Below are 14,562 nucleotides of genomic sequence, written 5' to 3'. Positions count from 1 at the left end.
TGTTATAATAATTTCTTGTAAAAGCAAGTCCGGGTAGTAAAATTAGTATAAACCGCTTTCTGTCGGAGAGGATACAAGAGACAATATGCTAAAACAATATATTATGGCAATCGATGAGGGAACTACTTCAACTAGGGCGATGATAATTGATCATCAGGGCAGAAAAATTGCTTCATCACAAAAGGAATTTCCCCAATATTTTCCTCAACCTGGTTGGGTAGAGCATAAACCTGAAGAGATTTGGCACGCAGTTCAAACAACAATTGCCAATGCCATTATTAATTCTGGCGTGCGACCGGGGCAAATAGCAGCAATTGGTATTACTAACCAGCGTGAAACAACGGTAATTTGGGATAAAAAGACCGGCAAACCCATTTATAATGCAATTGTTTGGCAGTCACGGCAGACAACCGACTTGGCTGAAAAGTTAAAGACCGATGGCTATAGTGAATTGATCCATAAAAAGACGGGACTAATAATTGACCCATATTTTAGTGCTACCAAAATTCGCTGGATTTTAGACCATGTTGCTGGTGCACAAGAAAAGGCCGAAAATGGTGATTTGCTTTTTGGTACAATTGACAGCTGGCTTTTGTGGAACTTAACTGATGGTGAAGTCCATGTGACTGACTACACTAATGCTTCGAGAACGATGCTGTTTAATATTCACGACTTAAAATGGGATGACAACATTTTGAAACTGCTCAATATTCCCAAAGTAATGTTGCCAGAAGTTAAGTCCAATTCTGAAATCTATGGTTATACCAAGTCTTATACTTTTTTTGGTGGCAAAGTACCAATTGCCGGTATTGCCGGAGATCAGCAGGCAGCCTTGTTTGGTCAACTGGCTTTGAAAAAAGGAATGGTTAAAAATACTTATGGTACTGGCTCCTTTATCGTCATGAATACCGGTGACCAGCCGACAGAGTCGGACAATAATCTGTTGACGACTATTGCTTATGGTTTAAATGGCAGAATTTCCTATGCTTTAGAGGGTTCTATTTTTGTTTCTGGCAGTGCTATTCAGTGGCTGCGCGATTCGTTAAAAATGATTAAGACGGCTGCAGATTCGGAAAAAGCAGCCAGGCAGTCGAAGTCCGAAAATGAGGTTTACGTTGTTCCGGCATTCACAGGTTTAGGTGCACCGTACTGGGATTCAGAAGCACGTGGCTCTGTTTTTGGAATTACACGTGGAACAAATGATAAGGATTTTATCAAGGCGACGTTGCAGTCGCTCGCTTACCAAACACGGGATGTAGTGGATACGATGCAGGTTGATTCCGGCATTAAAATTCCGACTTTGCGCGTTGATGGCGGAGCTTCCAATAATGATTATTTGCTCCAATTCCAGTCTGATATCTTGGGCATTAAAATCGAACGTGCTAAAGTATTGGAAACAACTTCAATGGGCGCAGCTTTCTTGGCCGGTCTGGCAGTCGGCTATTGGCAAAATGTGGCTGAATTAAAAGATATTTTTGTCGTAGGCAAGACCTTTGAACCTCAAATGCCTGAAAGTGAAAAGGAACATTTATATCAAGGCTGGAAGAAGGCCGTAAAAGCTACTCAGATTTTTGCACATGGTGAATAAGTTATTTAAAAAAGGGGGACAAGAAATTGGCACATGATCGAATAGTTGCACTAGATAGTCCGATGAACTTTCGTGATGTTGGCGGTTATCAAAGTGTGACTGGTAAAACAGTTAAATGGAATAAAATTTATCGTTCAGATTCACTTAGTTCTTTAACGGCCAGGGATCAAGTTAAATTAGCTAAAATGCGTGTCACTGTTGATTGCGATTTACGCTCTGAATACGAGAAGTCCTCTTCACCGGATATGTCTTGGCCCGAAGTGGAATATGTCGATTTACCAGTATATTCAGACAGTATTAATGATACGCAAAATAAGCGCTCAGTCTACCGTTTTTTACATCATATTCCTGATATGCACAATAATTTTATTGGTCGCATTTACCAGCAAACTCTGCTTAGTTCGCACAGTCAGGAAATGTTTGCCCGTGTTTTCGCAGAATTGCTGGAATTGCCCGAAGATGAAGCACTAGTTTATCACTGCAGTGCCGGAAAAGATAGAACGGGAATGGTTTCGGCTTTAATATTAATGGCACTTGGAGTAGATGATGATACCATCGCCCGCGATTATTTATTGACTAACGAGTTATATGATTTTGCTGTTTCACGGCAATTACCAAGTAATGATGAAATTACGCAAATGGTTTCAAAAATGAATGTAACTAAAGGTGAAGGTATAGCTATTCGCGGCATTACAGAAACAGTCCGTGGCGGCTGGGGCGATTTTCCCACCTTTTTCAAAAAAGTATTGGGCTTTAATGATGATGACCTGGCTCAATTAAAACAAATGTACTTAGATTAGAGGCAGGTCAAGCCACTTTTATATAAAAAATTAATCTCAAAACGTTAATTAACGATCTTTAATTTAGATAAGAAGTAACAAGCTTAAAGAGTTTGGAAAAAATAGGGAAACCACTAATTTCCTTGATCTGTCTGACAATAGTTGAGAAGAATATTGATAAAATCAAATAGAATCTTAGTTAAAGCGGTTGTAATGATTGATGAGCTAGGCCAGGTGTGAACTGTATTAAAGAAATTTAAGAAAAAATAATTTGGGTTTAAAATGATATAAAAAAGAGGCTCAGTTTATGGAAGATATCAAAATTGTTCAAGGGGACATAACCAAATTAACTGTAGATGCAATTGTTAATGCTGCTAATAAGACATTGTTAGGTGGCCTGGGTGTTGATGGGGCAATCCACCAGGCAGCTGGACCGGAATTGCTGGCCGAGTGCAGGCAGCTTCATGGCTGTGAAACGGGGCAGGCTAAAATTACCAAGGGCTACAAGTTACCTGCTAAGTTTGTAATTCATACTGTGGGACCAATTTATTCAGGGTCTGCGGAAGATAATAAGTTATTGAAAAGTTGTTATATCAACTCCCTAAATTTAGCCAAAAGCCATGGCTTACATAGTATCGCGTTCCCAGCAATTTCTACAGGGGCTTACGGCTTTCCGGCTGCAGCTGCTGCACATATTGCTTTTACTGCCGTGCAAAATTGGCTCATTCAACATTCTGATTATCAAATGGAAGTTATTATGTGTGCCTTTGATTCCAAAACAACCCAGTTATACCAAGCAGAAGCAAAAAATTTGGAGTAAAAGTTAAAAACCATCCAGCCGTTAACTAGGATGGCTTTTAATTGCCAATAAGCATTTCCAAATTATGCTGCCTCAATTGCTGGCTTTTTGTTAATTGAGCAAGCAACTTTGACCGTTATTACGAGTACTATTAAACTTGTGATTCCCAGTAGTATTAATGCAGTAGTAACATTAAACGAAGCAGTAATTGTAGTAAAAATGGTAGTCATAACAGGACTGGTTATTATTAAAATTGTGTTCAACAATCCAATCGTTGAAGATAGAATATCTTGGTCAACGGCACCAACCAGCCATTGCGTTAATTTAGGACTGGCAGTACCAATAAATGCTGCAAGACTTGCCATAACAGGTAAGCAAATAAAAATATTTTTAATAAGCATGCTGCCTACAACTGCTGTGCTTAAGGCGGTGGCAATTATTGCTACAGTAAATAATGACATGTTTTTAAATAATTTAGTGCCTACGATACTGCCAAGAGCCATGCCGGCAGTCATTACACCTCCAATTAGAGCAATGGTAAAACTATATGTTCCGATAATCATAGAGGATTTATTGCCTGCAACTACGATTGAAATTAAAGGTTCAATAGTGCCTAAAATACCATTTAGCAAGGCAATTACTAAAACAACAGTTAATAGTCCATTAGCTTTTCTAACTTCTTTGAATGACAAAGCAATCGTCTTAAAAAAGCCATGCTCGTTAACCTGAACAGTTTCTTTTTGAGAATGATTTTTGTGATAATTGAAACCAACATTGGCAAAAAGAGCACCTGCTGCTAAAAATGTTAACGCGTTAAAGATTGCCAAGCTAGAGTAGGACATAAATAGTAATAAACCTGATCCAATAAATTGGGCAATCATATTTATAATACTGTTAATGCCGCTGGCAAAGCCTTCAGCTTCAGCGAGATCATCGTTTCCAACAATAGCAACAATTAGTGGAGTTTGCAAACCACCAGAATATGAACCGGCAATATCTGACACAAGGTTGATGCAAATAACAGTTAAAACTAGATTCCAACCAGCAAAGCCACTGGCGAAAAGTATACCAACGATTAAGTAAAGTCCAAAACGGATAACGGCTAGCCAAACCATCAATTTAAATTTATTTTTAGTGCGGTCAGCTAAATAACCACTAAAAACTTGCAGTATTTCAGGTATTGATTCAGAAATTGAAATCAATGAAATTGCTAAAGCATAATTTCTTAATTTACTAGCGTAAGTAATAAGTGCCAGGTAAAATAAAATGTTGCCTGCACCAGATAAAAAGCTGGCGATTGTAAATTTGCGATAATTTTTATTTTTTGCGAAAACGTCCATGATTTTGTAGCTCCTAACTTAAAACTTTTATACTTAAGTTATAACTTGGGTATAATAAGAATTAGCAAAAATGTCGTATTCGAACATTTAAGGATAAATATGAATTAATCAAGGGCATATACTGATGAAAATAGTGATATCAGTGCAACAATTAATGAAGCATATTATAGCAGGTGAAAAGAATCAACTTGAGCAAATTAAAAAGCCGTATTTGAGGTTAAACTTAAATACGGCTTTTACTATTTATTTTACAATTACAGCAAAGGCTTCATATGGCTTTAAGCTAATGTTATTAAATGATTGCGGTGCATTATAATTACTGATTAAAACTTGGTCAATTTTATCAGGTGCAGAAAATCGTTCTTCATTGCCTGTCAAATTAGCAACGACTAACCAGCGCTTCCCAGCAAGTTCACGGTAATAAGCCAAGACGTTAGGTCTGGCAGAAACAGGAGTGAAGTTGCCATTAACGATAATTTCGTTTTCGTGACGTAACTTAATCAATTTTTGGTAGGTATAAAAAATTGATTGTGGGTCAGCTAAAGCCGTTTGAACGTTAATATCTTGATAGTTGGGATTAAGTGCCAGCCAAGGAGTACCAGTAGTAAAGCCAGCGGCAAAAGACGCTGACCACTGCATGGGTCTACGGGCATTGTCACGCCCCTTGGTATTGATTGACCTGATAAGTTCGTCTTTGCTATAACCTTGCTTGATTCGCTCATTATACATATTGACACTTTCAAGGTCTTCAACTTCAGAGATATCCTTGACCGGACAGTTTGTCATGCCAATTTCTTCACCGTTATAAATATAAGGAGTACCCCGCATTAAATGTAAGGCAATGGCAAACATTTTGGCAGATTGTACTCTGTATTTATTATCATTGCCCCAACGAGAAATGACACGGGTAAGATCATGATTTTCCCAGAACAAACTATTCCAGCCATGATTATAATCAATTTGTGTTTGCCATTTAATCAAGATATCTTTAAGATCGCTGGCCTTAAAGGGTTTAAGATCCCATTTTGTCTTTCCCGGCTGTTTATCAATGTTTTGATCTTCAAACTGAAAAATCATAGAGAGCTCATGCCGGTCAGGATCAGAATATTTACGGGCACTATCGAGATCAGCACTCCAGGTCTCACCAACAGTTACTACATCGCGGTTAGCTAAAACAGCTTGGTTCATTTCCTGAATATAATGATGAAGCTGGGGACCATTTTCGCGAATTTTTCGATCCGGATCTTTGCCAATTAGTTCGATCACGTCCATGCGAAAGCCGCCAATGCCTTTATCAAGCCAGAAGTTCATCATGTCATATATTTTGTGCCGTAATTGTGGATTTTGCCAGTTCAAATCTGGTTGTTGCGGGGCAAAAAAGTGGAGGTAATATTGACCCGTTTTATCATCAAATTGCCAGGCAGAACCTGAAAAATCAGATTTTAAATCATTAGGTTCATGACCAGCAACAGGATCACGCCAGATGTAAAAGTCTCTGTAAGGATTATCTTTACTTTTGCGTGCCTCGATAAACCACTCATGTTGATCAGAAGTATGATTAACGACTAAATCCATGATGATTCGAATACCGCGTTTTTTAGCTTCACTAATCAGCCTGTCCATATCTTGCATGCTGCCATATTGCGGATCAATAGCTTCATAATCGGCAATATCATACCCATTATCGACGCCAGGAGATTTATAAATTGGTGAAAGCCAAATTGCATCTATTCCCAATTTTTGCAAATAGTCTAAGCGACTTATAATGCCGGGCAGGTCACCAATACCGTCACCGTTGCTATCTTGGAAAGACTTGGGATAGATCTGATAAATTACTGCATTTTTCCACCATGGTGTCATATTAATTCTCCTTTGCAATCGCTCACATTTTCAGTTAATTATAACACTGCAAGATAGGAAAAATTATTGTTACCGGTATCTGATTAAAGTCCTAAATCTGCAATTAATTGCACTGCCTCTCTATCATCACCAAGCTGCAATAGGGCATCTTTTAGACATAACATGGGCTTACCGTCACGGTCAGGCGTTGTTTGGGCATGAGCCAAAGAACTGAGAATGGCTTCGTGCACAATATCTACCGTAATCCTAAAGTAACGGTCGATTTTGTCATCAGTAATTGCCTGAATTGTGCTCAACTCATGGTCGGGGAAATGACTTACACGGTTAGCAGTAGAAAAAGCCAGAGTAATCTCGCCACTACCGTTACCGCTAAATGAACCGCTGCGTGTGATACCAACACCGGAACGCTTGGCAATGCGTTTTAGTTGTCTTGAGTTAAACGGAATGTCAGTAGCAATTACTGTGATAATGCTGCCTTTTTCCTTACTATCCTTGTTATCCACAAACTTTTTACCAATGGCATGGCCATAAATGTTCAAATCAGCGCTAAGACCAAAATTGGACATAACAAATGCGCCCATTGTAAAGGTCTTACCGTCAATTTCGACTTGTCTTGAAGCCGAGCCAATACCGCCCTTAAGTTCATAGCAGCGCATTCCTGTGCCACCGCCAACTCCGCCTTCAGCGAAATCTGCACTAGCAGCTGCAAAAGCATCATTCACATCGTCTTCGGTGACACCTAAATCGCGAATATGGTTAATCGAACTGTCATTGCACTCCATGATGATCGGATTGACGCTGCCAGTTGACAGACCAATTTCAGGATTTTCAGCCAGCATTCTTTTGACTAAAGCCATTGATGCGGTACCCACGCTGAGAGTATTGGTTAAAACCAGTGGTGTTTCAATTGTACCCAGCTCGTTAACTTGAATGAGTCCTGTGCTTTTGCCAAAGCCGTTAATCACATGTGCAGCTGCCGGCATTTTTTCCCGAAAGATATTATCTGGGCAGGGGTTGATCACAGTAACACCAGTCCTGAGTCTGTCAGTGACAACTGTCTTGTGGCCAACTGTAATGCCCGCAACATCTGTAATTAAGTTTTTTGGTCCAGGCTTAGTATCGCTAAGCGCAAATAAAAGCGGTTTATTAAGTCCCATTTTTACTCCTTTTGTGTTTAAAAAATTTTCTTCTCTTATTAAAACGGTTCGTTTATTTTTATGCAAGACAAAAAATTCCGTCAATTATGACGGATTTTTTGAATTTGCAATCATCCTTTTTTCTTTTTACTAAAGCAACTGGCAAGCAGGCTGCAAATCACCGACAAAAAGCCTAACAGCAGCACGATTATTTGTGAACGTTCATTAGTGCCAGTTTGTGGCAACTCTTCTTCTTGGTCATTGTTGGTGATAAGTATTGGATTTGTGGAGTCAGAATCACTGTCAGAGGATTTGAAAATAGTATAGTTCTCAGTAACACCATTAGTGTGGGGCCTGTGCTTATTTTGGGATTTATTAGTTTGTGAAGCACTATTTTGGCTAGGGCTATTACTGGATGAATTTGTTGGATCGGTTTGATCATTTTTTTCAGGGATGACATTATTTTGAGCATAAATATAAGTTACGCTTTGCGGGTCAGTGCCGAAAAAACCGGTGGCATTCTCAGGCCTGACTTTTAAGGTATAACCCGGTATCGCCTTAGCACCAGTAGTGTAGCCGTCACCCACATTGCCCTGTAATATTGTTTCAGGCGCAATTTGATTGCCGTTTTCATCTTGATAATAGACGGTAACATCTACAGCTTTAATTGGAGTGTTGGTAGAAATAGATTCTGGGTCAACAGAATAAATAAATTCGACGTTCTGCTGTTGATCAGTGAAAACCCCAGTGGCATTATTTGGAACTTCCTTTACGATATATCCCGGAATTGTCTTCGCAGTCACTTTATAATCAGCGCCAATTTTGCCCTTCAAACTAATATCGGGTGCAATTAATCTTTTACTAGCATCCAAGTAAGAAACAGTAATAGGACTACCTGGTCGAATATAAGTGTCGCCGAGAATGTCGTGTGCATGGGCAATTAAGTCTTCAGACAGATATTTATTGTTTGCTTGTGGTTCGTCTTCGCTTCTATCGCCGATATTGACCCAAGTTCCAGGAGTGTTAAGATGTGTATCATTAATATATGTACTTTTACCTAATTTAAGGGTATTTAATTTAGCGAGTCCATCTAACATATAACCCTTATCAATATTAGGATCTATGACAAAACTCCTGAGATCAAGTTCTTTTAAGTTACTACAATTATTAAACATTCCATTCATATCAATTACGTTAGAAGTGTCAAAGGATGATAAATCCAACTTGGTTAAGCTGGAGCAATCCTTAAAAGTCCAAATCATCGATTTAACTTGATGTGTATTAAACTTACTGAGATCTAAAGCAGTTAAGCTTGAACACCCACTGAACATGCGATTTATGTTGTCCACCTTAGCTATTGTGAAATCAGGTGAAAATTTAATGTTCTGTAAGTTTTCACAATCTTGAAACATGCTCTCTGCGTGGATAGTATTAGCAGTATTAAAACTTGATAAGTCTAGACTAGCTAATTTACTGCAGCCCGCAAACATAAAAGACATGTTAGTAACTTTGGGGGTCTGCAAATTATCAATCCCATCTATGCTGGTTAAATTTTGGCAATTCGCAAACATGTACCGCATATTACTGGTAGCAGATGTATCCAGATTTTCCAAACCAGTGATTTTAGTTAAATTAGTTAAGTCTTTAAACATTTCAGAAGCTGAGCCAATCTTTAGTTGGCCGGTAAATTTAACTTCTTGCACATCGTCACTATTAATGCCGTTAATGTGAGCTAAAGAATCCGGTTGGCCTACACTGCCACTGGGGACGGTAATGACATGGTTACTATAGCTGACATCAAGGTTGCCCCATTTAAAAGTAGCAGCACTTGGAGTAGTCGACTCTGCAATTTTTGGCTGAGGTTGCTTTTGAGGGTTTGGTTGCTCTTTGCTAATGAACTTAGAATTAGCATAATTGGTATTATTAATTTGTTTATTCTTAATTTGTGCAGGAGACGGCAGAGATGGATCTGCTTTAACTGTTATAGAGTTAACAGTTAGTGAACTTAAAATTGCTGTAGCAACACTAAAAAACATTGTTGCTGTTTTTGTTCGCATAGGTTTCTTTTTCTGGCTCATTTTGCTATTCATTCCTTGATTATAAAATAAACATATACATGATTAATATTTTTCTTATACCTTATTTCCCTTATTATACAATTCATTAAACTTAATAACACTATTTATACATTTCACCTTGTTTGGCAAGAATAAATAATTAGCTCACCTAAAAACTGTTTTTGATTTATAAATTTAATTATTTGCTGGAGATATAACACTAATTAGTAATTTAAGCACAAAATGTTGAAGTAATTTATTAAATTTTGAGCATAGAAAAAGAACTCAATTAGCATTTTTAACTGTTAGTTGAGTTCTTTTTATTGATAAAGTAAATCTCTTAATCTTTAAAAGTTTGCTTTCTTAACAAATTGGTTCTTGCCTACGATGTAGTATAACTTATTGTGCATCTTAACAGCACCACCGTAAGTTCTAACTGTCTTATTCTTCTTAAGGACTTTGTGACCATAACGTTTAACTTTATTATTGGCTTTCTTAGTGTAAATAAAGGCATTGTGCTTTAATTTACGGTTGATGCCAGTAACATTATTAGCTTTAACGAAACGGTTCTTGCCTAAAGCGTAGAACTTCTTGCCGTTAATGGTCTTAGTACCATAAGTAGTAACAGTTTTACCAACGAAGTATTCACCTTTTACACGCTTGCCTTTTTGGTTAAAGATATAAGCGTTGTGGGTAACAACTCTCTTAACGCCTTTCTTGGCCTTCTTAGCTGGCTTCTTGTTGTCAGCAGCAGGCTTGGTAGTGTCTGGCTTGTTAGTATCCGTCTTATTAGCGTCTTGCTTATCAGTCGTAGTATTTGTGTTGGTGTTACCTGTGTTAGTAGTATTACTTGGAGTAGTCGGTGTGCTTGGTGTATTTGGAGTACTTGGAGTAGTCGGTGTGCTTGGTGTATTTGGAGTACTTGGAGTTGAAGGGGTGCTTGGTGTAGTTGGAGTACTTGGGGTTGAAGGTGTGCTTGGTGTATTTGGAGTACTTGGGGTTGAAGGAGTGCTTGCAGGAGTTAAAGTTAAGGTACCTGCATCCTTAGAACCGTCAAATTTCCGCATAAGTTCTTCGGAAGTTAAGTTCTTACCGTTCAGGTTCCATGTACCCTTTGTGTTAAGACCAGAACTTTTAATAATATTGTCTTTACCAAGTTTTAGAGAGGTTAAGCTGTCCAGTCCCTTTAGCATATCAGTTTCAGCGGGTTCACTATAAGCTGTCTTTCCGTTTTCATCTTTTACTGGTACTGGTTTCTCTGGAGTTTTGAAACTACTGATGTCCAAAGATGTTAAAGCGCTCTGGTTAGTGAACATATTGCCCATTCGTTTTACCTTGGCAGTATCAAACTTTTCCAAGCCTTTAATTTCAGTCAATTTCGGAGCAGCGTCTTTACTTGGTTTATCGTCATCATTAGATGTATCAACCTGAGCAAACATGTATGACATATCAATCACGTTTGAAGTGTCAAAACTTGATACGTCTAATGAGGTTAAACTAGAATCATTGGTAAACATACCCATCATGTCGGTTACTCGAGAAGTGTCAAGGTTTGACAGGTCTAATGAAGTTAATTTAGGATCATTAGCAAACATTTGTTTCATGTTAGTGACTTCTTTTGTATCGAGGTTCTTTAATCCCTCAATTTTCTTCAAGTTTGGTAAATTAGCAAATAATGAACTGGCATCACCTTTGAAATTAAAGGGACCGTCAATTTTAATGGTTTCAATTTCATCTGTGTTAACATCATCAATATTCCAAGCTATTTGGGCAGGATTGATAGGTGGTTGTTCTTGACCGCTAATAACTGTGTATTCATTGTTAAATATACCAGGTTCTGGAATCTTAATGGTAAAAGTCTTAGTCTTTTCGTCATAACTGTAAGATCCTTTGACCCATGCTGAAGCCCATAGACTGTGTGAATCGTCTTCGGCAGTATGATCCTCTATATCGGTTTTTTGGTCTTTATCATTATTTGTTGTTGACTTAGTTTCAGCTGGCTTAACAGGTTGCTCTTTCTGTGCTTCGGCAGCCTTAGCTGCAACAGGACTAACTGCAATTACGCTTAACGCAGCAACTGCCATACTAGTGAATAGTACCTTTTTACCTTTATGATAAAAATTGTTATGTTTACTCATGTTTCTCCTCCATTTATACCATCTAAATCTCATTATACCATTATTAAGTATATCCATATATCTTGTTAAATTCAATACTGTGATAGGTATTTTCATATAGATTTAATATTTTTGCATACTACAAGTAAATAAAATTTGCCCATCATTCATAAAATAAGCTTATTCACAGTAAATATTAGATGTAATTAAGTCTAAATTAATCTTTTTTGCGATTAAACCAAGTTCCAATTGAACTGATGAATATGGCTAAGTTACCGAAAAATAAGGCAACTAGTCGACTTTTTTCATCTAAACCAGTCTGCGGTAAAGCTTTAATATTTTGCTTATGAGTAGCAGCTACAGTTTTAACGCCATTTTCATTATTAGGAAGGTTGGTTGATTTTAATGATGGTGTAATTTTAGCAGAGGAATTATCATCTGTTACTTCAGGATTCAGGTTAGATTCAGGAGTATAATTTTGCCTGTTTTTATCAGTAGGTGTTGTATTAGGTGGGGTATCTGCTTGATTAATTTCATTTTCTGATGCCTTGGCATAAATGTAAACAACATCTTGTGGATTTTTGGTGAAGAAACCAACAGCATTGTTTGGTCTAATCTTCAAAAGGTAGCCAGCAGCAGTTGCAGCAGAAGTGACATATCCGTCACCTACATATCCAGTGATAATTTTGTTTGGAGCAATTTCGTTGCCATTTTCGTCTTGATAATGAACAACGATAGATGAAGTAACTTTAGAAGGCAAAGATGAAGAGGACAAGTTGGGTTTAACCGGAGTTGGCTTTGGTTTAGGATCGGGCATAACAGGTGTCGGATCAACAGGTTTAGGACCGGGATTTGTGGTTGAAACAGCAGTATAAGTACCAGGTTTTGAACCATCGTATTGTGCAATTAGCTCAGCTGATGAGAACTTTTCGCCATTATATGACCATGTGACTGGTGTATTTAATCCTGTATTTTTAATAACTGTATTAGAGCCGAGTTTTAAAGTATTAAGATTGGCTAAATCAGCTAACATATCACCTGTATTAACACCATTAGATATAGTAAATTTGCTAATATCAAGGATTTTAAGATTTTTGTCACCTGTAAACATTTTTTGCATATTATAAACTCTGCTCGTATCAAAACTAGATAAATTCAAATTAGTTAGTTTTGAGCAATACGCAAACATTGCTTGCATATTGGCAACTCTTGTTGTCTTGAAATTGGCTAAATCAAGACCATCAAGGCTTTGGCAGTCATAAAACATGTTGGACATATTGGTGACAACACTCGTATTGAACCTGCTGGAGAAAGTTATGTTTGCTAGTTTCCTGCTAGAAGCAAACATATATGACATATCTACTACCTTGCTACTGTCAAAATTTGATAAATCCAAGTTGGTTAAATTATCACAAGTAGCAAACATTGCTCGCATGGTGGTCACATTTGTAGTGTTGAATCTAGCTACATTGATGTTTTGTAATTTAAGGCAACCAGCGAACATATATGACATGTCAGTTACATTAGTCGTGTCAAGCTGGTTGAGATTTTCAATTGATACTAAATTATTAAGCTCACTAAATAGCTCAAGTGCCGAACCATTAATTGTTAATTTACCATCTAGTTTGATTTTCGTAATGTGGCTTGTATCAACACCTTTAATGTTACCAGCTATTCTTTTGGGATTTGTAACAGTACCACTGTGAATTGTTAAAACATGGTTATTGTAACTAACTTCCAAGTTATTCCATTCACTTTTAATCGCGGAATTGTCAATTTCAGAATTAGATTTATTACTCAGATAATCGGCAGAAACTGAGTCATTGTTTAGTTTGGCAGAAACTAAAGTGGAATTATATTTAGGATTAACAACTTTCTTAGTCAAAGAGCTGTTAGTTACCTGGTTTTCCGGTAATTTATCCGCTTGAACGACTTGCGAATTGATACCAAACAGTCCCAATGTTACGACTGCCATACTGCTATATAATGTTTTTTGTTTATTCATAATTTTTCCTATACTACTAATATAAAAAAGTATTCATAAATAGTATATTAGGATAGAAATTACAGGTCAAATAAACATTTTTTAATATATAAATAAGTCAATGTTTACATAAAAAATACTTCGAAAAGCGATATATACTTCACGAAGCATTTTTGCAATTAGTATTGATTTTAGTTATTCTTTCTTTTTCCGATTAAACCAAGCACCTACTGTACTGCTAATAGTTGCCATAAAACCAAGTAACAAAGCAGCCAATTGTGAATGTTCATCAGATCCAGTTTGTGGTATCTTTTCATCCTTTTTTGCATTATTATTGTTTGCTACCTTGGTAGGAGTTTGACTATTATGGCTGTCAGTATTAATTAAATTACCGGAACTATCATTATTTTTACCACTATTATTACGCTTATGGTTTCCGGTTTCTGTTACCTTATTGGACTTTCCGGTTTTATCAGTTTTATTAGTTTTATCCTTACCCGTATCACCATCATTAGTTTGGGGACTATCCTGATTGTCTTTGGCATATACGTAAATTACGCTTTGTGGATAAGCACTAAAGAAGCCTGTGGCATTATCTGGTCTAGTTTCTAAAGTATAGCCCGCAATAGGCTCGGAACCAGTTGTGTAGCCATCGCCAACGTAACCATTTAAAACTATGTTTTCAGCTAAAGTATTACCGAATTCGTCTTGATATTTTACAGTAACTGGTGCAGCTTTTTGGCGATAGTTTGGAGTAACAGTATCTTTGAGGTTATCTGGTTCAGGTTTTTTGTCTTTTTTATAAACGAAGACAACTGTCTGATCCTTGCTGTTATAATCCAGGCTGGCCGTATCAGTGCCGGTCACCTTCTCGCCGTTGACTAGGATATAGCTCAGCTTGT

10 protein-coding genes are annotated in these 14,562 nt (G+C 37.4%); 3 read left to right on the top strand and 7 right to left on the bottom strand.

Going from position 1 to position 14,562, the window contains the following annotated elements:
• The first annotated feature begins 85 nt into the window (after positions 1-85).
• The 3 genes from glpK (at position 86) to H3U49_RS06115 (ending at position 3,187) form a co-directional block, all read left to right on the top strand.
• On the top strand, positions 86-1,588 hold the full coding sequence (gene glpK / locus H3U49_RS06125; protein WP_198180536.1) for a glycerol kinase GlpK: 1,503 nt from the start codon (positions 86-88) through the stop codon (positions 1,586-1,588).
• A gap of 26 nt (positions 1,589-1,614) precedes the next feature.
• Complete coding sequence (locus H3U49_RS06120; protein WP_198180534.1) at positions 1,615-2,388, top strand: tyrosine-protein phosphatase; 774 nt, start codon at positions 1,615-1,617, stop codon at positions 2,386-2,388.
• A 286-nt stretch (positions 2,389-2,674) separates the two neighbouring features.
• Positions 2,675-3,187, top strand: a complete 513-nt coding sequence (locus H3U49_RS06115; RefSeq protein ID WP_198180532.1) for an O-acetyl-ADP-ribose deacetylase — start codon at positions 2,675-2,677, stop codon at positions 3,185-3,187.
• Between the two features lie 62 nt (positions 3,188-3,249).
• Here H3U49_RS06115 and H3U49_RS06110 read toward each other — a convergent pair whose 3' ends face one another.
• The 7 genes from H3U49_RS06110 to H3U49_RS06080 form a co-directional block, all read right to left on the bottom strand.
• Positions 3,250-4,506 carry an MFS transporter gene (locus H3U49_RS06110; RefSeq protein ID WP_198180530.1) on the bottom strand — a complete coding sequence of 419 codons (1,257 nt, stop codon included), beginning with the start codon at positions 4,504-4,506 and terminating at the stop codon, positions 3,250-3,252.
• Between the two features lie 243 nt (positions 4,507-4,749).
• The gene (locus tag H3U49_RS06105; RefSeq protein ID WP_198180528.1) at positions 4,750-6,366 is read right to left on the bottom strand and encodes an alpha-glucosidase; all 1,617 of its coding nucleotides are present in this window, start codon (positions 6,364-6,366) and stop codon (positions 4,750-4,752) included.
• Positions 6,367-6,449: 83 nt separating this feature from the next.
• Entirely contained in the window at positions 6,450-7,523 is a 1,074-nt protein-coding gene (locus tag H3U49_RS06100; protein ID WP_198180526.1) for a P1 family peptidase, read from the bottom strand.
• Between the two features lie 110 nt (positions 7,524-7,633).
• Entirely contained in the window at positions 7,634-9,580 is a 1,947-nt protein-coding gene (locus H3U49_RS06095; protein WP_198180524.1) for a MucBP domain-containing protein, read from the bottom strand.
• Between the two features lie 326 nt (positions 9,581-9,906).
• Positions 9,907-11,697: an SLAP domain-containing protein gene (locus H3U49_RS06090; protein WP_198180522.1), complete on the bottom strand. Its 1,791-nt coding sequence runs from the start codon at positions 11,695-11,697 to the stop codon at positions 9,907-9,909.
• A gap of 196 nt (positions 11,698-11,893) precedes the next feature.
• Positions 11,894-13,681 (bottom strand): BspA family leucine-rich repeat surface protein, encoded by a 1,788-nt coding sequence (locus H3U49_RS06085; RefSeq protein WP_198180520.1) that lies wholly within the window; start codon positions 13,679-13,681, stop codon positions 11,894-11,896.
• A 174-nt stretch (positions 13,682-13,855) separates the two neighbouring features.
• Positions 13,856-14,562, bottom strand: a 707-nt coding sequence (locus H3U49_RS06080; RefSeq protein ID WP_198180518.1) for a MucBP domain-containing protein, incomplete at its 5' end; no start/stop codon positions are given.

Source organism: Lactobacillus sp. W8174, from assembly GCF_016100975.1.
GTDB classification, from domain to species: domain Bacteria; phylum Bacillota; class Bacilli; order Lactobacillales; family Lactobacillaceae; genus Lactobacillus; species Lactobacillus juensis.
Note: the sequence above shows the minus strand (reverse complement) of the source record. Positions and strands in the feature narration are given on the sequence as shown.